Genomic DNA, 20,937 nt, shown 5'->3' on the forward strand with positions numbered 1-20,937 from the left:
GCCACGCGCCAGGGCCTCCCGGTTGGGCAGCCCCCACACAACCGCCTGCACGTCCCGTCCAGGTCCCTGGCCAGGTCCGGCCCGCCCCCGGAGGACGCATCCTGGAAAGGGACAGGGTCAAGTGGGGCAGAACGCGTGCCTAGGGGAGGGAGAGAGAGGATGAACCCATGGCCCGCAACGAGCCGCTGAGCGACTTCCTCAGCGCCCGCCGCGCGGCGTTGTCGCCCGAGCCCGTGAGGCGGAGGCCCGATCCCTGCTCGCAACCCTGCACCAGGCTGAAGGCAGGGCAAGGAGCGTGTCGCCAACCAGCGTCGCCAACGAACGTTTCGCAGCACCACAGCAAGCCGCAGGAGGCCGATCATGCGCCTCAGCACTCCGGCCATACCGACGGGAAGCGCACACGGCCGCCACCCGCCGCCGTCCCCAGGCGGCACCCGCGTACCCCCGCCGACCGTCTGCACGGCAGAGCGGCGCTGGTCACGGGCGCGACGTCAGGGATCGGAGAGGCGGCCGCCGAGGCGCTCGCCGCGCAGGGCGCCGAGGCGGTCCTCGCCGCACGTCGCCAGCGGGAACTGGACCGCGTCGACGAGCAGATCCGTCAGTCCGGCAATACAGCCCTCACGGTCCGCACCGACGTCCGGATCGAGGACGAGGACCTCGAGCGCGCGGTCCAGACCGGCACACGGCCGCCGGTCACCGGGAGAAGTCCATGAGCAGTCCTGAGGAAGCTCCTTCCGACCGCGGCTCCCATACGAATCGCACGCCACTGGAGACGGCTTACGCGGCGGTGGTGGTGGATGCGGACGGCGTGGTGGCCGGATGGACGGGCGGTGCTCAGCGGCTGCTCGGCTACCCGGCCGAGGAGGTGCTGGGCCGGCCCGTCTCACAGCTCCTGGCCCCTTCGGGCGCTGATACGGATGGAAGGGATGCGGCACGCCGATGGCGGGTCTCGGGCGGCAGCGGCGGCACGGTACGGGTACGCCACCGGGACGGTCGAAGCCTGGACGTGGGCGTGCGGGTCTCCCGGCTCTCGGGGCAGGACGGCCGGGTCGGCTGGCTCGTTGCCGCGACCGACGACCGTCCCGCTGTCGAACGTCTCGTGATGCTGAGCGAGGCCAGCACCCGTATCGGCACCACTTTGGACGTCATGCGCACCGCGCAGGAGCTCGCCGACTTCGCCGTGCCGCGGTTTGCCGACTACGTCACCGTGGATCTGGCGGAGTCCGTGCCCCTGGGGGAGGAGCCCTTGGCGCGGATGGGTGTGGACGCCGGGCGCATCCCGGTGTTCCGCCGCGCGGGAACGGCATCGATCCACGAAGGGATTCCGGAGGCGTTGTGGGGGGACGGAGCTCCGGTCTTCGTCCCTGCGAACTCGCCGTTCACCCAGGTCCTGCTTTCGGGCCAGTCCTACGTCGAACCGGTTCTCGACCTCCCCGCCTGGTTGGACCTGGATCCGCAGCGCGGCCGGGTCATCGAGTACACCGGAATGCACAGCCTGATCATCGCGCCGATTCAGGCACGCGGAACGGCGCTCGGCGTCGCGGTGTTCGTCCGGAACGAGAACCCCGCCCCCTTCGAGCAGGACGATCGGCTCCTTGCCGATGAACTCGTCAGCCGTGCCGCGCTGAGCCTGGACAACGCCAGCCGGTACACCCGCGAGCGCCGCGCGGCCGTCGCCCTCCAGCGCACCCTCCTCCCCGGACGGATCAGCGGTGGCAGCGCCGTCGAGGTCGCCTCTCACTACCGTCCGGCGGACATTGAACACGGTGTGGGAGGTGACTGGTACGACGTCATCCTGCTGCCCGGCAATCGGGTGGCCCTGGTCGTCGGTGACGTGGTCGGGCACGGCATCAACGCCGCGGCGACGATGGGTCGGCTGCGCACGGCGTTGCACACCCTCGCGGACATGGACCTGCCCCCCGACGAGCTCCTGACCCGCCTCGACCGCACCGTGACCGGTCTCGCGGAGAAGGACGGGGACATCCCGGGCACGGCGATGGGGGCCACTTGCCTGTATGCCGTCTACGACCCCGCCGGTCAGCGTCTGGAGGTCGCCCGGGCCGGACATCCGCCGCCCCTCCTTGTCAGTCCGGCGGGTGAGGCGACCTACCCGGAGATCCCTGCAGGCGTGCCGATCGGCCTCGGTCTGCCGCTCTTCGAGTCGGCGGAACTCAAGATCCCCGAAGAGACCGTGATCGCCCTGTTCACCGACGGCCTGGTCGAAACCCCCACTGAGGACATCGACGCGGGGCTCGACCGCCTCGCCGCTGCCCTGTCCCCTCCCGGCCTGTCGCTGGACCACCTGTGCTCGGCAGCCGTCGCCACCATGTGCAGGCAGGCCGCGCCCGACGACGCCACCCTCCTCCTGGCCAGAACCCGCCTCCGCCGGCGCGGCTGACGCCCGCCGCGCCGGCGGAAGATCCGACGCGCGCACTTCCGGTGCGGCTGATGACAGGGTCCGCGCCGGCCTGAGCCAGGCCGTGCCCTTTGATGGCCGCCCGTGTCGCGCGGGCGTGGTCGCGCAGTCTCTCGTCGTCGTGGAGGATCTCGTTTTCCGGCCCCGAGCGCACCACCCGCGGATCGCCGTCGGCCAGGGCTGCCGGCGTGCGCAGATGCTCGCCTGTCAGTGCGGACGCGCCACCGTTCCGGATCAGGGATCCCCACCCCGATGACCGCCCACACCGCACTGACCGGGAACCGGGTCAGGCTGGATGGTCAGGCAAGGGTTCCGAGGCGGGCGCTCTGCCACAGGTCGACGCCGGCGTCGGTGGCGTACTTGTCGATCTCGGCCAGTTCCTCGCTGCTGAAGTGCGGGTTGTCCAGGGCGGCCACGTTCTGCTCCAGCTGTTCGGTGCGGGAGGCTCCGATGACGAGCGAGGTGACGCGTTCGTCCCGCAGGGCCCAGGCGAGGGCCATCTGTGCCAGCGTCTGGCCGCGGCGGGCCGCGATGTCGTCGAGTGCGCGCAGCCTGTGCAGCATGTCCTGCGACAGCCAGGTGGTGTCGAACGACTTGTCCTGTGCCGCCCGCGAATCCGAGGGGATGCCGTCGAGGTAGCGTCCGGTCAGCAGCCCCTGGGCGAGGGCGGTGAAACCGATGACGCCGAAGCCTTCCTGCTCGGCGGTGTCGAGCAGGCCGTCGGTCTCGATCCACCGGTTGAGCATGTTGTAGGACGGCTGGTGGATGAGCAGCGGCGTACCCAGTTCGCGGAGGATGGCAGCCGCTTCACGGGTGCGCTCGGCGTCGTAGGACGAGATGCCGACGTAGAGAGCCTTGCCCTGGCGGACGGCGGTGTCGAGCGCCCCCATGGTCTCCTCGAGCGGGGTGGTGGCGTCGAGTCGGTGGGAGTAGAAGATGTCGACGTACTCCAGCCCCATGCGACGCAGTGACTGGTCCAGAGAGGCGAGGACGTATTTGCGGGAGCCGCCGCCCTGGCCGTACGGCCCGGGCCACATGTCCCAGCCGGCCTTGGTGGAGACCACCAGTTCGTCCCGGTACGGCGCGAGGTCCTGCTTCATCAGGCGCCCGAAGTTGATCTCGGCCGAGCCGTAGGGAGGGCCGTAGTTGTTGGCGAGGTCGTGGTGGGTGATCCCGAGGTCGAAGGCACGCAGGGCGATCTCGCGCTGGGTCTCGAACGGCCTGTCGTCTCCGAAGTTGTGCCAGTAACCCAACGACAGTACGGGAAGGTCGAGTCCTGAGCGCCCGGTGCGCCGGTAGCGCATGGTGCCGTTGTAACGCTCAGGATCCGCGACGTGGTTCATCGGGTGATCTCCGGGTGGTGCAGTGAAAGGGCGCCCCGTCGGACCGAGGGGACCTGGTCCACACTGCCCCTGCGTGATCCTGAAGTCCAACAGTTCCTCGTCATCGGATTCAGCAGTTGCGCTTCTGAATCAGGAGTGGTCGCCGCGTCGGCGCGGCCCGGCCGAATCGAGCACCGCGTGTGGGAAGACCGGGGCGCCGAGGAGCAGTGCGCGTTTCCGGGAGTTCGCGGGTACAGGCCCAGGCAGGAGAAGACGTACCAGGCCGACATGGTGCCGAGGTCGTCGTTGCCGGCAGGCCCGAAGGGTCGGCGCTGTAGACGGTGTCGAGGGTCTGGCGCACCGTCGCCGGGTTCTTCCAGGGCTGCCCCGTGTTGCGCCGCCCTTGCGCAGCGACAGGGAGCCCGAAGGCAGCGGTGAAGGCTCCGGTCGACCGGTCGCCGGCGTTCAAAGCGTGAGCGCGAGCGCGGCGGTGATGCCGCCGAGTCCGAGGGCGAAGGCGGCGTGGGCCCAGCCACCCCCACCCCAGGGGAAGAACCGGTCGAGGGCCAGCCGGCCCGGACCGATGGCGGTGATCGCGAGGGCGACGACGGAGATGCCGACGCTGTACTCGACGCCTCCGTCGGTCTCCCACAGGCCGTGGGCACCAGTGACGTTCACCATGGCATTGATCATCACGCCGATGAGCGCGGCGGCTGCGAGTGGGGTGAAGAGCCCAAGGGCCAGACCGAGGCCGCCCAGGAACTCGGAGAGACCGCCGATCACAGCGAACAACTTTGCCGGGTGGTAGCCGAGGGCGGCGAACACCTTCGCGGTGGCATCCAGGCCCTCGCCATCGAAGATCCCGAAGAGTTTCCGCGCGCCGTGCCCGGCCATCAGCAGTCCGAAGGTCAGCCTGATGAGAAGCAGTCCCCAGTCGTGGGCCGACGACCGCGGCCCGGTGGTGTACCGCGCTGCCGGTTCCGTGGGAGCCGACGGTCCGGTCGTGTTGCGGTTCGCCATCTGAATGCTCCGGCGGGAAGGCCGAAGGGCACTGATCCCAGCTCGAACACACGTCGAGTCACCGGTCGGCGGCGAGCCCCTGCGCATCGCCGCAGGGCACAGACCACCCCTGCCCATACTTCCGCAATCGGTTTGATCACGCATTTCGGCGGTCCGGCGGCACGGGGAGGTCCTCGACCCTGCCCCGCGGGGTCAAAATCTCCCGACTCAGCGGCCTGTCTTACCCTCTTCTCATATTTCAGAACTGAATAGTGACATACGCCACCCATAGCTGACCTGCGCAAAACCCGAGCAAAAGAACTCCTCGCGGAAGGGTCAAATTTCAGGCAATGGGCTTCTGCCGGGCGGGCTGAATTCCTACTCTGAGCCGCCGTTGACCGTTAATTTCGTGTTCAGATAGTGAGAGGCCCCTTGACATGGTGAGTGTCGACCGTGCAGCCCCCGACGTCACCCGGGACCCCACCGGTCTCCGGCGGGACGTCGGTCTGATCGGACTGATGTGGGCCTCGGTCGGTTCCATCATCGGCTCCGGCTGGCTCTACGGCGCCGAGAAGGCCGTCGTGACGGCCGGACCCGCAGCGATCATCTCCTGGCTGATCGGCGCGGTCGCGATCGTCCTGCTGGCGCTGGTGCACGCCGAGCTCGGCGGCATGTTCCCGGTGGCGGGCGGCACGGCCCGCTACCCGCACTACGCGTTCGGTGGCCTGGCGGGCATGTCCTTCGGCTGGTTCTCCTGGCTGCAGGCGGCGACCGTGGCTCCGATCGAGGTCGAGGCGATGATCGGCTACGCCGGGCACTGGGAGTGGGCGAAGGGACTCCAGCACAGCGACGGCACGCTGACGACCAGCGGTTTCGCCGTGGCGGTCGTCCTGATGGCCGTCTTCGTCCTGGTCAACTTCCTCGGCGTGCGGATCCTGGCCCACACCAACAGCGCGGCCACCTGGTGGAAGATCGCCGTGCCGCTGGCCGCGATCTTCATCATCGCGGTGGGCAACTTCCACCCGCACAACTTCACCGCCCAGGGCTTCGCCCCGTTCGGAGCCAAGGGCGTGCTGAGCGCCATCAGCTCCAGCGGCATCATCTTCGCCCTGCTCGGCTTCGAGCAGGCGATCCAGCTGGCGGGTGAGAGCCGCGACCCGAAGCGTGACCTGCCGCGCGCCACGCTCGGCTCGGTCGCCATCGGGGCGGTCATCTACGTACTCCTCCAGGTCGTGTTCATCGGCGCGCTGCCGCTCAGCTCCTTCGCGCACGGCTGGGCCAAGCTCGACTTCCCGGGCATCAGCGGCCCTTGGGCGGGCGTGGCGACGCTGGTGGGCCTCGGCTGGCTGAGCGTGGTGCTGTACATCGACGCCGTGATCTCTCCCGGCGGCACCGGCCTGATCTACACCACCGCGACCTCGCGTGTCTCCTACGGCCTGGCCAAGAACGGCTATGCGCCCAAGGTCTTCGAGAAGACCGATGCGCGGGGCGTGCCGTGGTTCGGCCTGGTCATCTCCTTCCTGACCGGCGTGATCTGCTTCCTGCCCTTCCCGAGCTGGCAGGAGCTGGTCGGCTTCATCACCTCCGCGAGCGTCCTGATGTACGCCGGTGCGCCGCTGGCCTACGGCGTCTTCGCCGACCGGCTCCCGCACCACGAGCGCCCCTACCGCCTGCCCGGCGGCAAGGTGATCTCACCGCTGTCCTTCGTGGTCGCCAACCTGATCATCTACTGGGCCGGCTGGGACACGCTGTGGCGGCTCGGCGTGGCGATCGTCCTCGGCTATGTGCTCCTCGGTGGCTACGCCTGGTACGCCACCAGCAAGCGCCTGCCGGACGCGCCCCGGCTGGACTGGAGGGCCGCCCAGTGGCTGCCCGCCTACCTTGTGGGCATGGGCCTGATCTCCTGGCAGGGCGGCTTTGGCGGCCAGGGCCACATCGACCTGTGGTGGGACATCCTGGTCGTCGCGGCCTTCTCGCTGGCCGTCTACTACTGGGCGAAGGCCACCGCGTCCCGGCCCGAGGAGATCGAGCGGAGCATCGAAGAGGTCGTGGTCACCGACGCACCGGCGCACTGAACCGACCGCGCACTTCGTTCCGTCAGCCACAGCCGCCCGGCTGTGGCTGACGGAACGTCTGACGTGGCAGGAGAGCTTTCGGCACGAGGGGCGGTTTCCACTGATCGTTGCGAATCAGCAGTAGGCGAGTTGTCTTGACCAGCGTCTCATGGCCTCGGCAGGGGTGCGGTCTCCGAGGATGTGGCGTGGGCGTTCGTTGAGTTGCCGTTCGACTTGCGCGAGGTCGCGGGCGGTGTAGGGGGTGAGGTCGGTGCCTTTAGGGAAGTACTCGCGGAGCAGCCCGTTGGTGTTTTCGTTGGTGCCGCGTTGCCAGGGGCTGTGCGGGTCGCAGAAGTAGATCCGGAATCCTGTCAGGTCCTCTATCTGCTCGTGGAGGTAGAGTTCGCGGCCTTGGTCCCAGGTGAGGGTGCGTCGCAGCGAAGCGGGCAGGTCGGTGGTCTGCTCGACGAGCGCGTCGCGTATCTGTGGGGCTTTCCAGCCGTCGGGTAGGTGGATGAGGCGGACGTAGCGGGTAGCGCGGTCGACCAGTGTGCCGATCGCAGAGCTTTGTGCTCTGCCGAGGATGAGGTCTCCTTCCCAGTGGCCGGCTTGGCGGCGTTCCTCGGCCTCGCGGGGGCGTGTGTGAACTGGTCGCATGCGCGGGATGGCGTTCTTGATGGGTATGCCGCGGCGCTGCTTCTTGCGGCGAGTGTGTCGGCTTCGCAGCCGGGCGGTGCGCTTGTCGAGCAGTCCGTTGTAGAGGGCGCGGTAGATGGTCTCTGGGCAGGCGTTCATCGCTGGCTGTCCGGGGCGGGTGCGGGCCAGGTACCGGGTGATCTGCTGCGGTGACCAGCGCTCTTTGAGTTTGTCGTTGACGAGGTCACGTAGTTGAGGGTTTGCTCGGATTTTCTCCGGCTTGGGACGGCGTCGGCGCCAGATGGCCTGGTTGTGTGACCACCAGGGGTTGTATGTGCCGTTGGGACCGCGGCCGCGGGAGATCTCCCGGTAGACGGTCGAGCGGTGTTTGCCAATCTCCCCGGCGATCGCTGAAGCCGTGCGACCGGCGAGCAGGCCCTCGGCAATCGTGATCCGGTCGTCCTGGCTTAGGTAGCGTGCGTCGATGGGTCTGTCGGGCAGCAGCATGCGTCCAGCCTTGATGAACCACACCGAGCCCGCGCTGGTGGATACGCCCACATGGCGGGCAGCGGCTGCCCCTTTCAGGCCACCTCTACGCAGTTCGAAGTACCTCTTGGGCACCGACAGCGGCAAGCGATTTGGCGGATGCTTCGGCATCAGACGGACTCCATCCAGCAGTCGCAACCACCGATGGAAACCGCCAGGGCTTGTTGACCCCTGCTGTCAATGGCCCGAACTGTCAATGGCCCGCAAGCGATCTTCGGCTGCGTCAGTTCTCGGGTCTGACAGCCCGGACGTCGAGCGGACGGGCCAGGCCGGCCACCGCTTCGTCCAGGCGCTGCAGATGCCGCAGCACCCGGTCGGTGACGCGGTCGTACCGTGGTGCGCCGAGGGTTCCCGGCCTGAGCATGGACGCGATGCTGGGTCCGGTCTCGATCCGGGCGGTGCTGTGCTCGTCCGCGACATGCGCGGCGATCGCCTCGATGTTGCCCACGATGCGCCGCCCCGCCCCCCGCAGTCGGGGATCCGCGGCGATCGAGGGGTGCTCGGGCAGCAGTTCGGCGGTCGCCGCCAGTGAGCGCGCGTGGTAGGCGCAGGTCTCCAGCATCGCGACGATGTAGCGGGCGGTGTCCCGCCGGGCCCGCAGAGGCGTGATCGGGTGGGTCAGCGGTTGTGTGGAGGCACTCATGTCTGCCAGGGCCTGGTCCAGATCGCGTGCCTTGTCGAGGAGGTCCACCGCGCGCCCGCCGCTGAGCTGGTCGACCGCGGCGTCGGTGACTTCGGCGAGGCGGGCCAGCACCGTGGTGAGGAGTTCGTTGGTACGGCGATCGGTGTGGACCGGCAGGACCAGCGCTGCCGCAACGATTCCGCAGGCCGCGCCCAGCGCTGTCTCCTGGATGCGCAGGAACAGCACGGAGAGGCTGTAGGCGTGGAGGAGTGTGTAGAGCAGGCCGAGCATCGCGGTGACGAAGAAGGACATCAGCGTGTAGGACAGCGGTGCTGTGTAGAACATCGCGAAGATGAAGACCAGCACCAGCGCGAACGCCGTCCATGTGTGATGCCCGACCAGCCCGGCCAGCCCGATGCCTGCCACCACGCCGAGGACGGTCCCCAGCAGCCGACGGTAACCCTTGACGAGGATCTCGCCGGTGGACGCGGTGTTGATGAAGACGATCCAGCAGGTCAGTACCGCCCAGTACCACCGCTGACGGGAGAGAAGCTCCCCCCCGACGATGGCGAGGGCTGATCCCACGGCCACCTGTACGGCCGCGCGCGTGGTGTAGCGCTCCAGCCCGGTGCGTTCCTCTTCCGCCCGGCCGGCCTCTTCGCTGCCGCTGATGGCGGCGTCCTCCGCGTCCAGTTCCTCCCGCGAGCGGGTGGTCGCGGGGGTGTCGTCGGATTCGTCCTGGGGCCCGTCCAGGGCGATCCGCAGCCCGAGGACCGCTCGCGATGCCTCACCGATCCCCCGGAAGACGTCCTGCACGGCGGTCGGCGCGGGCGGCAGGTTGCCCTCGTCCCGGTAGCCGAGGAGGCGGTTGCGCACATGGGCCAGCGCGGTCCCCTTGCCCTGTGGGACGGGCCTGACAACCAGGAGGCGCAGTGCCTCGAGGTCGCGGCGCAGCGTAACGGCCGTCTCGTCGGGTTCGGACAGGGGGCCGCCCGAGGGGAGGGGAACTCCGGGCAGGTGCAGGGTGAGCGTGTCGGCCCGTTCGGCGCTGCGCGCGGTGAGCAGCAGGAGGCCCAGTCGTTCGGCTGAGATCTCGGCGTCGACGACACGACGCTGCAGGAGCCGGGCCACCGACTCGTCGGAGACCCCTTGCTCCAGCCGGCCCTGGATCATCATGGCGGTCTCGTGCAGCGCCGCCGTCCTGCGGCGGACGTCGTCGAGGGCCTTCTCCCGGTGGTAGGGGTGGGCGTCGAGCAATGCAACCTGTGCCGAGATCAGTTGGGCGAGGCGGGCTCTGAAGGCACGGCGCAACCGGTCCAGGATGCCCGAGGGGGTCCCGGGCACGAGGGCGAAGCGCGCCACGGCGCTGCACAGGAAGGCGAGGGTGATCGCACCGTACAGGCCCGGGAGTGCGGAGACAGTCGCGCCGACGAAGAGCGAGAGGAAGTAGACCTGGAAGCCGATCAGGCCCAGCGCCGTGCCTCGGTCGCCGAAGCGCCGGCCGTAGACGGCGCAGAAGATGAGCACGACGAAGAAGATGTCACCGGCCACCAGACGGGAGTTCAACAGGGCGCCGAGTGACACGGAGACCAGCGCCACCGGCAGGCCCAGAGCGAGCGTGACGGCCTGCCGGGACCGCTCCTTCTCGCGGATGGCGAAGGTGGCGACCATGGCCGCGATGGCCCCCGCCACCAGATGGGAAACATCGGCCCGCACGAGCGCCAGGACGGCCAGGGTGAGCGCGATGGCGGACACGGTTCTGAGACCGGCCGTCAATCTCAGCAGTCCGGGGTCCGAAGCCGCGATGCGATCCCACAATTCCACCCGCACCGATCGACCCGCCGCCCTCACTCCGCCTTGCACTCTCCCGCGTCCCGTCATGATCCCGTGTCCAGCATCCCACGAGGCGGCCGGACCGCCGTCCCAGGACGCCGTGGGTCCTGCCCGGGCTCGCGATCGAGCGGCCCTCTGCGGAACCCGTGGGCAGCTTCCCCGGTCCGCCACGCACCGCTGACGCCGGCTTCCGCAAACCGCCCTGGTGACCGACCACCCAAGCGGCGGTACTGCGCCACTCCTGCAGCGCAGTTCGGCGCGCCGGTCCACGGGGTCCGCAGGAAGGCTCGTGCAGGAAGCGTCCGTCCGAGGAAGGACGCCCATGTATGCCACTCGGCGCTCCCGGCTCACTCCGCGAACCCCTGTGTGGTGGCAGGCCGGGGTGGCGGGCCCGGTGCCGTAGGCCTCACAGAAAGCGAGAACGGCGTGACTGAACTTCCGATACGCGGCACACGCGGCCGCATACGCGGCGCGCACGTCACAGCGATCGGCTGTGCCATGGCACTGTGCGCGACCTGGGCAGCCCCGGCCACCGCCGCCGACGACACGTCCGCGACGAAACCGACGGTCGTCCTGGTGCACGGGGCGTTCGCGGACGCCTCCAGCTGGAACGAGGTCGTCGAGCGGCTCGAACGCCGTGGCTACCCCGTCATCGCCCCCGCCAACCCGCTGCGCGGCTTGTACAACGACTCCACCTACATAGCCTCGGTGCTGGACAACCTCAAGGGGCCGATCGTACTGGTGGGGCACTCATACGGCGGTGCGGTGATCAGCTCGGCCGCCGCCGGCAACTCGCGGGTGAAGTCTCTTGTCTATGTGGCAGCCCAGATGCCGGACAAGGGCGAGAGCGGCATGTCGCTGGCCGCCAAGTACCCCAGCGAACTCGCCAACGCCACCCAGTCCATCCCCTACCGCGCCGGCGCCGGAGTCAGCGGGAGTGACCTCTACATCCGGCCGGACAAGCTCCACCAGGTCTTCGCCGCCGATCTGCCGGTAGGCACGGCGAAGTTGCTGGCGGCGACCCAACGGCCCGTCAGCACGTCCGCGTTCTCCGAGAGCGCCGAAGTGGCCGCCTGGCGGCAGATTCCCTCCTGGTTCCTCGTGGCGAAGCAGGACAGGGCCATCAACCCTGACCAGGAACGCTTCGAAGCGAAGCGGGCGGGCGCGCACACGGTGCAGATCGACTCCTCCCACATGGCCATGATCTCCCACCCCGACGCCGTCACCGAACTCATCCTTCAGGCCGCCGACGCGGCCGGTTCTGCCACGCGATAAGGGGCGGCAGCCGTCGGCTGCCGCGGCGGCGCGCCGGCCCATGCGCGGCCGGCGCGCCGCCTCACTGCAAGAACCGCGTCGGCCGGAGGGCGACGAAGGGTCAGCAGCCTCCGCAGTTGTAGTAGAGGACGTCCCAGTGGTTGCCCTCGTCGGCATAGATGTTGCCGGAGCCGGACTGGTACTGGGGCGCGCCGTCGCCACGCAGGCCGATGTAGGTGAAGTTGCCCTTGATGTAGTTGGTGACACAGGTGTTCTTGCCGTAGTCGAGTTTGTAGCCGTTCCAGTGCGAGTAGGTACCGCTCGCGTGGCCGGTCTCGGTGCCGCCCGTGATGTTCAGTGCGCAGCCGGAGGCCCGCTTGAGGGTCTGGGCGCCCTGGGCGGTGGCCAGGTTGAGCTGCTCGAAGGACGTACAGGTCGGGTTGTTGCGGTCGGAGCAGTTGCCGGAGGACGACCAGGTGATGCCGACCTCGCGGAACATCGAAGTCGCGGTGGCGTGCGAGATCTTGGTGACGGCGACGGCCTGGGCACCGTCCTGGGCGGCGAGTGCGTCCCCGGCGCTGCCGAGGACGGCGAGCCCGGGGGTGATGGTCAGTGCGAGGGCCGTGAGGGCGGAGCGGATCTTCATGTGGGGACCTTCCTGCTGTCGGGCCGTGCGTCTTGTGGGGCGGCTGTGCAGGTGGTGCATGGAGATGGTGCCCGAGGTCTACGCGCGTTCGCCAGAGGGCAATTGAGGCAACCTTGCGCTGCTTCGGCAGTGGCTCTGGCTTCTCGTACTCGCCCTGACGATGTGTCAGCAGGCGTCGGGGGCGTCGTTGATCAGGTCCCGTGCGCTGTTCAGCGCGGTGTCGCGGTCGGCGGGAACCAGTCCGATGCGGGTGCGGCGGTCGAGGAGGTCCGCCGTGTCGAGTGCTCCTTCATGGCGTATGGCCCACAGCAGTTCAGCGCGGGTCACGGGGTGGCCTTCCAGGACCGGTTCGGCAAGCCGGGGGTCGTGTGTGGCCAGAGCGTGGACGGCCGGCGCCTCGGTGCCGTAGCGGTTGATCAGACGTCGCGGGGCGCGGAGGCCGGCGAGTACGTGCGGCGGTGCGGCGCCGATCAAGGGGACGGTGGTTGTGGGGGAGGGCCGGGCAGCAAGGCGGTGGGTCGCGATCGCGGCGTCGACGGCGTCCTCGGCCATACGCCGATAGGTGGTGAGCTTCCCGCCGACCACGGTGGTCACGCCCTCCGGCGAGGTGAGAATCGCGTGCTTGCGGGAGATGTCGGCGGTGCTGGTCGCCGCGCCGGAGCCCGCCGCGGGCGTGGTGTCCAGCAGGGGGCGCAACCCTGCGAAGGCGCCCACCACGTCCTTGCGGTGGACCGGGACGTCAAGGACGGAGCCCGCCACGTCGAGCAGGAAGCCGATGTCGGTCTCGGGCACTTGGGGGATGTCGGGGATGTCGCCGTCGACGGGCTCGTCGGTGAGGCCGACGTAGACCCGGCCGTCTCCCTGGGGCAGGACGAGGACGAAGCGGTTCGTCTCGCCGGGGATCGCGATGTGCAGGCCGGCCGGCAGGGAGCCGAGGTGTTCCGTGCGCAGAACGAGGTGGGTGCCGCGCGAGGGCCGTATGCGGACGCCGTCCACCAGGCTGCCTGCCCACACACCGGAGGCGTTGATCACCGCGCGAGCCTTGATCTCGCCCTCTTCGCCGGTGAGTTCGTCGCGTATCCGGGCGCCGGAGGCGGTGAGTCCCAGGGCGCGCACGCGGGTGAGGATGCGCGCGCCGTGGGCCGCGGCCGTGCGGGCGATCGCCGTGACCAGGCGGGCGTCGTCGGTCACGCGGCCGTCCCAGGACATAAGGCCGCCGCGGAGCCCGGCGCTGCGCAGTGCGGGGGCGAAGTGGCGGGTCTCGGCAGCGGAGAGCCTGCGCGGTGCGGGCAGCGTCGTCCGGGCCGTGCGTGCCGCCAGGCGCAGCGTGTCGCCTGCGCGGAAGCCGGCCCAGGCCAGGGCGGCCTGACCGCGGGAGACGAGCGGCGTGAGGGGCAGCACGAAGGGCTGGGCGTGCACGAGATGCGGAGCGGTGCGCTCCATGAGGACTCCGCGTTCGCGCGCGCTTTCATGGGCGACGTCGAACTGGGCGGAGGCGAGGTAGCGCAGTCCGCCGTGAATGAGTTTGGAGCTCCAACGGGAAGTGCCGAAGGCCAGGTCGTGGGCGTCGATGGCGACGACGTCGAGTCCGCGGGCAGCGGCGTCCAGGGCGGCTCCGGCGCCGGTCGCGCCGAGGCCGACGACCAGGACGTCCACGCACCTGTCGTCGGTGCTCCGGGCCAGTTCACGCCGACGGCGGGCGGCGGTCAGGGACGAGCCCGGAGCCGGGTGCGTGGAGGAGACCGGGTTGCTGCTGGGGCTCATGGCGTAAGGGTCCTCTCGAGGATGGTCCGCAGTTCTGCGTAGAAGGCCGCGGTGCTCAGCTCGCCGTCGTCCTCGTCGGTCATGGTGCGCAGTGACAGGGTGAAGGACTGGGCGATCAGGAGCAGGGATCTGGCCTGCCGTTGGAGGTGTCCGGGGCGTACGGACCCGTCCGCGTGGCCTTCCTCGAGGGCGTCGGCGAGCAGTTCGAGAAGGGCTTCCTGACTTGCTCCGCGCCGGTCCAGTACGTAGGGGAGGAGCAGTTCGGGATCGACTTCGACGATCTTGCGGAAGAGGAGGTGACTGCGGAAGGCGGCGACCCCTTTGACGAGACCGTCCACGATCAGGGTGCGTGCGTCCGATCCCGGCTCGGGCTCGGGCATCGCGCGGGTGGCCGCCTCGATCCACTCTCGGGTCATCAAGTCGCCGACCAGGGACCGTACATCCGGCCAGCGGCGGTACAGCGTCATCCGGGAGACGCCCGCGCGGCGGGCCACGTCGGTGAGGGTGGTGCGCCGGACTCCGACGGCCAGGACGCAGTCGCGTACAGCGTCGAGCACCGGATCACTGTCCGAGGCGTTGTGACGAATAGGCGCCATGTGTCACAGTGTAACGCCCCGGTGGGGGCGCAGGAGACGGCACTCTTTCGGAACGACCGGTGAGGACAAGCGCCATGGACATGCTGTGGAGCGGCTGGGGAGACCCGACCAGGGCGACGCCGCTGCCCGACACGGTGATCGGGCTGCTGCGCGACATGCTCGGGGTCAAGCCCCGCAGCGCCGAGCCGGTCGCCATGGACGAGATCTCCCTGCCCGAGCCGCCGTTGGTCGCCGCCGCGCTCCGGGCTCTGCTCGCCACCGTCGGCGGTGAGGACCATCTGCTCACCGGGGCCGAGTCCCGCATCCGGCATACCCGCGGAAAGTCCACTCCGGATCTGCTGCGCATCCGCGAGGGCGACGTCGGTGACACGCCCGCGGCCGTGGCCCTCCCGGCGAGTCACGACGAGGTCCTGGCGGTGCTGAAGGTCTGCGCCGAACACGACCTGGCACTCGTCCCGTTCGGCGGCGGCACTTCCGTCGTCGGCGGCCTCGCCCCCGAGCGGCGGCGACCCTTCGTCGCGCTGGACCTGCGCCGCATGGACGGCTTGCTCGCCCTCGACCCCGTCTCCCGCACCGCCACCCTGCAACCGGGGCTGCGGGCCCCGCAGGCCGAATCGCTCCTGGCCGAGCACGGCTTCACCCTCGGCCACTTCCCCCAGTCCTACGAGTGGGCCACCATCGGCGGATTCGCCGCCGCACGCTCCAGCGGACAGGCGTCCGCCGGCTACGGCCGGTTCGACGAGATGGTGCTCGGCCTCACCCTCGCCACCCCCGTCGGCACCCTCGACGTCGGCCGCGCCCCGCGCTCCGCCGCCGGACCCGACCTGCGTCAGCTCGTCCTCGGCTCCGAAGGGGCGTTCGGCGTCATCACCTCGGTGACCGTACGGGTCCGCCCCGTCCCGCGCACACGCCTCTACGAAGGATGGCGCTTCGACTCCTTCGAGGCCGGCGCGACGGGGCTGCGGCGCCTGGCCCAGGACGGTCCGCGGCCGACCGTACTGCGCCTGTCGGACGAGACCGAGACGCTGATCGGCCTCGCCCAGCCCGACGCCATCGGCTCCTTCGACGCGCAGCAGGCCGCTGGATGCCTGGCGATCGCCGGTTACGAAGGAACCGAGGAGGACACCTCGTACCGTCGGGAGCGGGCCGCGGCCGTGCTGCGCGAGTGCGGCGGCACATACGTGGGTCGGGGACCGGGAGAGCGCTGGGCCGACGGCCGTTATTCGGCGCCTTATCTGCGGGACGCGCTGCTGGACGCGGGCGCGTTCGCCGAGACACTGGAGACCGCGGCCTTCTGGTCACGCCTCCCCGAGCTGTATGCCTCCGTTCGCGAAGCGCTCACCACCACGCTCACCCGGTCCGGCACTCCACCGCTGGTGATGTGCCACATCTCCCACGTCTACGAAAACGGCGCCTCGCTGTACTTCACCGTGGTCTCCGCACAGGGGGACGACCCCGTGGCCCACTGGGCGCCCGCCAAGCACGCCGCCAACGAGGCGATCATGGCCGCCGGCGGCACGATCAGCCACCACCACGGTGTGGGCACCGACCACCGAGACTGGTACGTCCAGGAGGCCGGACCGCTCGGCGTCGAAGCCCTCCAGGCGGTCAAACGACGCCTCGACCCCACCGGGCTGCTCAACCCAGGCGTCTTGCTGCCCGCCGACTGATCCGATCCGTCACCCTCACCCCCACCGTCCGTCACGACCCGTCAGGCGCCTTCGGAGGCACACCGATGCGACAGTTCACCGCCATCGTCAACCCCACCGCCGGCGGATCCACCGGGGTCGCGACCCTCCTGCAGGTGGCCCGGCTGCTGCGGGACGCCGGGGCCGAGGTGGAGACCGAGTACAGCCACAGCCTCGCCCACGCCCAGGACCTCGCGCGGCACGCCGGAGAGCGGGAGCGGGTCGTCCTCGCCGTCGGCGGCGACGGCATCGTCGGCGGCGTCGGCGGGGCGCTCAGCGGCACCGATATATTGTTCGGCATCATCCCGGCAGGCCGCGGCAACGATTTCGCCCGGGCACTGGACCTGCCCACCGATCCGGCCGCGCTGGCCCAACTGCTGATCCACCACAGCCCCCGCCACGTCGACACCATCGAAGTGGAGTCCGCCCACGGCCGCGCCGTCGTCCTCGGCAGCGTGTACGCGGGCGTCGACGCACTCGCCAACCGCCACGCCAACCACGCCAAACTCCTGAGCGGAGCGGCCTCGTACTACGCGGGCGGACTGCGCGCCGTCGCCACCTGGCGCCCGGCCACCTACCGGGTCACCATCGACGGCGAAGAACTCACGCACCACGGTTACACCGTCGTGGCGGCCAACTCCGCCTACTACGGCTCCGGCCGCATCATCGCCCCCGACGCACGCGTAGACGACGGCCTCCTCGAGGTGGTGATGATCCGCCATGCGCCACGCCGGCTCTTCTTCACCCTGATGAACGAGCTCAAGACGGGCGCGCACGTCCACCGGCGCGAAGTGCGGGTCGCCCGGGGCAGAGAGATCCGTATCGAGGCCGACCGGGACGTGCCCTACGGCGCCGACGGCGAGGTGGAGGCCGTCCTCCCCGTCACGGCCAGGGTCCTGCCTGGAGCACTCGCCGTGCTGTGCTGACGCTCCACGGCGCCACGCGGACGGGAGCGCCCCAGGAACTCCTGGGACGACGGCCGGAGCACCCCACTCCGCTCGCGGGCCTCGAAGAAGGTCACTACTTCAAGGCCGAGACGCAGGGCCCTGTTGCTCGGGAGGCCCGGCTTCGATCTGATCGTCCGCCGCCGGCTCTTCGGCCGGCCGAGGAGTTCGCTCGAAGGACCGGCGAGCACCGCCGTGCGCGGGTTGAACGTGTGGACCAGCATGGCCAGCGACGTCGCCGATCTCCGTGGCAGCCGGGCGCACGGCGTGCAGGGAGGTCGGTTCGCTGTCGGCGATCCGTCGGCCGGTTCGCGGGTGCCGTGCAGCGGGTCGTCGTCGGTCGTCTCGGGGATGCCGAGGCTGCGCAGGACCCGTCCGCTGGGAGGCTGACGCTCCGCGCAGCCGACGTTGCCGCCGACGTCAACGCTCGCGGTGATGAGGCCCGAGCCGATACCGCTCGCGATCTCGATGTGTACGACGGGTCAGGTCGGCGATGGCGACAGTCGATTCCGCGGTGTCGGCGGCCCCGGCGACGACGGCCCCGGCCTGCGGGCTGATCGTCGTGTCCCGCTCGGCGGGACCGTCACTTCCCGGCCGTCTCCACGCAGGGCTGGGTCTCCGGCAGATGCGTCTTCGCCCACTCGCCGAGCGCCAGGAGCGCGGGCTCCAGCGCGGCTCCCGACTCCGTCAGCCGGTAGGAGACGCGTAGCGGCGGCCCTTCGTCGACCTCGCGGACCACGAGTCCCGCGGCGCCGAGCTCGACGAGCCGGTCGGAGAGCATCCGCTCGCTGATGCCGGGGATGGCCCGGCGCAGGTCGGCGAAGTGTGCGGGCTGCGCCACCAGCACAGCCACGATCGGACCGCTCCAGCGCTTTCCGAGCAACTGGAAGACACGGGTGATGCCATCGTCCACCCGCTTGCACGCCGCCGCGTCGTGGCTCTGCTCCGTCGCCATGCGCACAGGGTACTACCCCGCGTAGGAGGGGGGTGAAAAAAAGTAAGTACCTGTGTTAGATATAGCTGCGTACGAAATCGCAGCCCGGGTCACCCGTTCCTGGGCACGCTCTTCTGGAGGCACGCATGGCCACCCTGCTTCACATCGACTCGTCCGTCTTCCCGAGCGAGGTGTCCGCCTCCCGCACCGTGGCTGACACCTTCCGCAGGACCTGGCAGGAGCAGCACCCCGACGGCACGGTGATCTATCGCGACCTGGCCGCGACTCCGGTCCCGCACATCACCGCAGATGCCCACACCGCCGGCTTCGCCGACCCCGCCGACCACACCTCCGAGCAGGCCGACGCCTTCGCCCAGCGCGTCAAGCTGATCGAGGAACTGGAGCAGGCGGACGCGGTGCTGATCGGCGCACCGATGTACAACTACGCGATCCCCTCGACCCTCAAGGCCTGGCTCGACAACGTGATCCTCTTCGGACGCACGGCGGGCGAGAGCCCCTCCGCCAAGGGAACCCCGGTCACCGTCGTCGCCAGCCGCGGCGGCTCCTACGCGCCGGGCACCCCGCGCGAGGGCTTCGAATACGTGCAGAACTACCTGCAGGCCATCCTTGCCGACACCCTCGCCCTCGACCTCGATTTCATCGTCCCGGAGCTCACCATGGCTCCGCACAACCCGGCGATGGCCGAGCTGGTCCCTCTCTACGAGGCCTCCCGCGAGCGCGCCCTCGAGAACGCGGCCGCCAAGGCCAAGCAGCTCGTCGAGCGCCTCGCCGCATGACCCGATCCCCATAACCCGATCCCCGACAGGAACGCCGTCTGCCGCCCTGCCCCTCGCGGTGTAAGGCGGCGTTCCTACTTGATCGCCCCTGGCACCATCCGTTCGCAGGCGCCTCCGGTCGCCCCGAGCGGGCGCCGCACAGTCCAGGGCGCCGGACCCGCCCTGTGCTCCCTCACCGGGGAAACGGGTGGGAGAGTCCCATGGCCCGTAGGCTGGTTTCGGACCACAGCGCATCACGCCGTCTGCCGGCGCTTCCGCACAGGCACATCGCCGTCCGCGCGGCACCTGCTCGCACCACGTTCCATGGACCGCCGCTCCGGCGGTAGGGCGATAGGGGACAATCCCATGACTGCGACGGTGGACCCGGACCGCTCCGACTGGGATGTGATCGTCCTGGGCGGTGCGGCCGCCGGTGAGAACGCCGCTCAGTACGCGAGCCAGTTCTCCGGCCTCTCCTCGGTGCTCGTGGAGAACGCTCTGCTGGGCGGCGAATGCTCGTACTGGGCTTGCATGCCCAGCAAGGCGCTGCTCCGCCCGGTCGAGTTGGTCGACGCAGCCGAACACCTGCCCGGCGTCTCGACACAACTGGACCCCGCCGCGGTGCTCGCCCGGCGCGACGTCGTGATCAACGGTCTGGACGACAGCTCCCAGGTGAAATGGGCTCTGGACACCGGCATCGACGTGGTGCGCGGCTACGGGAGACTGGCCGGTGAGCGCAGGGTCGCCGTGAGCCGACCCGATGGTTCGACTCGGGAGCTCACGGCCAGGCACGCTGTTGTCATCGACACCGGTTCCTGTCCGGCCGTACCCGATGTACCGGGGTTGCGCGCCGCGCTGCCATGGACCTCACGCGATGTGACCACCATGCGGGAAGTGCCACGACGGGTGGTCATCCTCGGCGGCGGCGTCGTTGCGTGCGAGGCGGCCACCTGGCTGAACGGGCTGGGAGCCGAGGTGGCGATCGTCCACCGTGGCGGGCTGCTGGCCCGGTACGAACCGTTCGCGGGGACGCTCGTCGGCGAGGCACTGCGGGACGCCGGCGTGTGGCTGAGCCCAGGACGCACCATGTCCCAGGTACGGCGGCCCGGCGCCCATGACACGGGCCAGGGCCGCGTACACGGTGGCGAGGTGAGCGTGACCCTCGACGACGGCACGGTCATGGAGGCCGACGAAGTCGTCGTGGCTGCCGGACGCATCCCGAACACCGAAGACATCGGCCTGGAAACCGTCGGAGTCTCCCCTGGCGGCTACCTCGAAGTCGATGACCACCAGTCCGTGCAGGGAGCGGCCGGCGACTGGCTCTACGCCATCGGCGATGTGTGCGGCCGCGCACTGCTCACGCACATGGCCAAATACCAGGCTCGTATCGCCGGAGAGGTCATCGCAGCACGAGCCGCCGGTTCCGTGGACCTGCCGTCCGCCTCGGCCGGACACTTGGGGCTGCCCCAAGTCGTCTTCACCACACCCGAGGTGGGCAGCGCCGGCGCAACCGAGCAGCAGGCACGGGATGCGGGCACCGATGTCGAGGTCGTCGAGTACGACCTCGCCGCACTCGCCGGAACCTGGGTCATGAGCTCGGACTACCGCGGCCGGGCCAAACTCGTCGTCGACCGTGCCGACGACGTCGTAGTGGGGGCGACGTTCGTCGGCGCCGGCATCGCCGAACTCGTGCACTCGGCGACCACGGCGATCGTCGGGCGGATCCCTGTGTCCACCCTGTGGCACGTCGTGCCCAGCTACCCCACCGTCAGCGAGATCTGGCTACGTCTGCTGGAGACGTTGCGCTCGCAACGCCATGCGGTACTCGGGACGACAGACGCACCGGGTGAAGGTGCGTGAACGTCGTTCCCAGCGGATCTGCAAGTGGCGAAGGCCGAACAGCCGGG

General features: G+C 69.8%; 17 protein-coding genes. 8 read left to right on the forward strand and 9 right to left on the reverse strand.

The window, feature by feature from the left end; translation table 11 throughout:
* Nucleotides 1-167 precede the first annotated feature (167 nt).
* Nucleotides 168-713 carry an SDR family NAD(P)-dependent oxidoreductase gene (locus ACZ3TS_RS27690; RefSeq protein WP_467623025.1) on the forward strand — a complete coding sequence of 182 codons (546 nt, stop codon included), beginning with the start codon at nucleotides 168-170 and terminating at the stop codon, nucleotides 711-713.
* Nucleotides 710-2,398 (forward strand): PP2C family protein-serine/threonine phosphatase, encoded by a 1,689-nt coding sequence (locus ACZ3TS_RS27695; protein WP_467623028.1) that lies wholly within the window; start codon nucleotides 710-712, stop codon nucleotides 2,396-2,398. Before ACZ3TS_RS27690 ends, ACZ3TS_RS27695 begins: the two co-directional genes overlap by 4 nt.
* A gap of 317 nt (nucleotides 2,399-2,715) precedes the next feature.
* On the opposite strand, the gene mgrA is transcribed toward ACZ3TS_RS27695, so the two are convergent.
* The 3 genes from mgrA to ACZ3TS_RS27710 all read right to left on the reverse strand — a co-directional run bounded on the left by mgrA (nucleotide 2,716) and on the right by ACZ3TS_RS27710 (nucleotide 4,758).
* Nucleotides 2,716-3,759, reverse strand: coding sequence for an L-glyceraldehyde 3-phosphate reductase (mgrA, locus tag ACZ3TS_RS27700; protein WP_467623030.1), 1,044 nt, complete (start codon nucleotides 3,757-3,759; stop codon nucleotides 2,716-2,718).
* The gene (locus ACZ3TS_RS27705) at nucleotides 3,756-4,028 is read right to left on the reverse strand and encodes a hypothetical protein (RefSeq protein WP_467623032.1); all 273 of its coding nucleotides are present in this window, start codon (nucleotides 4,026-4,028) and stop codon (nucleotides 3,756-3,758) included. The genes mgrA and ACZ3TS_RS27705 overlap by 4 nt, the downstream gene beginning before the upstream one ends.
* Nucleotides 4,029-4,203: 175 nt before the next feature.
* Complete coding sequence (locus ACZ3TS_RS27710) at nucleotides 4,204-4,758, reverse strand: DoxX family protein (RefSeq protein WP_467623034.1); 555 nt, start codon at nucleotides 4,756-4,758, stop codon at nucleotides 4,204-4,206.
* 416 nt (nucleotides 4,759-5,174) lie between these two features.
* Between ACZ3TS_RS27710 and ACZ3TS_RS27715 the strand changes: the two genes are divergently transcribed.
* The gene (locus ACZ3TS_RS27715; protein ID WP_467623037.1) at nucleotides 5,175-6,812 is read left to right on the forward strand and encodes an APC family permease; all 1,638 of its coding nucleotides are present in this window, start codon (nucleotides 5,175-5,177) and stop codon (nucleotides 6,810-6,812) included.
* 114 nt (nucleotides 6,813-6,926) lie between these two features.
* Here ACZ3TS_RS27715 and ACZ3TS_RS27720 read toward each other — a convergent pair whose 3' ends face one another.
* Nucleotides 6,927-8,084 (reverse strand): IS30 family transposase, encoded by a 1,158-nt coding sequence (locus ACZ3TS_RS27720; RefSeq protein WP_467623040.1) that lies wholly within the window; start codon nucleotides 8,082-8,084, stop codon nucleotides 6,927-6,929.
* Nucleotides 8,085-8,196: 112 nt separating this feature from the next.
* Entirely contained in the window at nucleotides 8,197-10,446 is a 2,250-nt protein-coding gene (locus tag ACZ3TS_RS27725) for an FUSC family protein (protein WP_467623043.1), read from the reverse strand.
* Between the two features lie 480 nt (nucleotides 10,447-10,926).
* Between ACZ3TS_RS27725 and ACZ3TS_RS27730 the strand changes: the two genes are divergently transcribed.
* Nucleotides 10,927-11,703 (forward strand): alpha/beta fold hydrolase, encoded by a 777-nt coding sequence (locus ACZ3TS_RS27730; RefSeq protein WP_467623119.1) that lies wholly within the window; start codon nucleotides 10,927-10,929, stop codon nucleotides 11,701-11,703.
* A 100-nt stretch (nucleotides 11,704-11,803) separates the two neighbouring features.
* Here ACZ3TS_RS27730 and ACZ3TS_RS27735 read toward each other — a convergent pair whose 3' ends face one another.
* From ACZ3TS_RS27735 to ACZ3TS_RS27745, 3 genes are all read right to left on the reverse strand, one after another.
* Entirely contained in the window at nucleotides 11,804-12,328 is a 525-nt protein-coding gene (locus tag ACZ3TS_RS27735; RefSeq protein ID WP_467623046.1) for a hypothetical protein, read from the reverse strand.
* 165 nt (nucleotides 12,329-12,493) lie between these two features.
* Nucleotides 12,494-14,092, reverse strand: a complete 1,599-nt coding sequence (locus ACZ3TS_RS27740) for a glycerol-3-phosphate dehydrogenase/oxidase (protein ID WP_467623049.1) — start codon at nucleotides 14,090-14,092, stop codon at nucleotides 12,494-12,496.
* On the reverse strand, nucleotides 14,089-14,688 hold the full coding sequence (locus tag ACZ3TS_RS27745; protein WP_467623052.1) for a TetR/AcrR family transcriptional regulator: 600 nt from the start codon (nucleotides 14,686-14,688) through the stop codon (nucleotides 14,089-14,091). Before ACZ3TS_RS27745 ends, ACZ3TS_RS27740 begins: the two co-directional genes overlap by 4 nt.
* A 74-nt stretch (nucleotides 14,689-14,762) precedes the next feature.
* Here ACZ3TS_RS27745 and ACZ3TS_RS27750 point away from each other — a divergent pair, with 74 nt between their 5' ends.
* Both ACZ3TS_RS27750 and ACZ3TS_RS27755 read left to right on the forward strand, forming a co-directional pair.
* Nucleotides 14,763-16,358, forward strand: a complete 1,596-nt coding sequence (locus ACZ3TS_RS27750) for an FAD-binding oxidoreductase (protein ID WP_467623055.1) — start codon at nucleotides 14,763-14,765, stop codon at nucleotides 16,356-16,358.
* Nucleotides 16,359-16,423: 65 nt separating this feature from the next.
* The gene (locus ACZ3TS_RS27755) at nucleotides 16,424-17,302 is read left to right on the forward strand and encodes a YegS/Rv2252/BmrU family lipid kinase (protein ID WP_467623058.1); all 879 of its coding nucleotides are present in this window, start codon (nucleotides 16,424-16,426) and stop codon (nucleotides 17,300-17,302) included.
* A 601-nt stretch (nucleotides 17,303-17,903) separates the two neighbouring features.
* On the opposite strand, the gene ACZ3TS_RS27760 is transcribed toward ACZ3TS_RS27755, so the two are convergent.
* Nucleotides 17,904-18,275 carry a winged helix-turn-helix transcriptional regulator gene (locus tag ACZ3TS_RS27760; protein WP_467623061.1) on the reverse strand — a complete coding sequence of 124 codons (372 nt, stop codon included), beginning with the start codon at nucleotides 18,273-18,275 and terminating at the stop codon, nucleotides 17,904-17,906.
* 125 nt (nucleotides 18,276-18,400) lie between these two features.
* On the opposite strand from ACZ3TS_RS27760, the gene ACZ3TS_RS27765 reads away from it, so the two are divergent.
* Together ACZ3TS_RS27765 and ACZ3TS_RS27770 are read left to right on the forward strand one after the other, a co-directional pair.
* Nucleotides 18,401-19,051 carry an FMN-dependent NADH-azoreductase gene (locus ACZ3TS_RS27765; protein ID WP_467623062.1) on the forward strand — a complete coding sequence of 217 codons (651 nt, stop codon included), beginning with the start codon at nucleotides 18,401-18,403 and terminating at the stop codon, nucleotides 19,049-19,051.
* A 345-nt stretch (nucleotides 19,052-19,396) separates the two neighbouring features.
* Nucleotides 19,397-20,890 carry a dihydrolipoyl dehydrogenase family protein gene (locus ACZ3TS_RS27770; protein WP_467623065.1) on the forward strand — a complete coding sequence of 498 codons (1,494 nt, stop codon included), beginning with the start codon at nucleotides 19,397-19,399 and terminating at the stop codon, nucleotides 20,888-20,890.
* Nucleotides 20,891-20,937: the final 47 nt, after the last annotated feature.

The organism is Streptomyces sp. NPDC022910 (assembly GCF_055561075.1).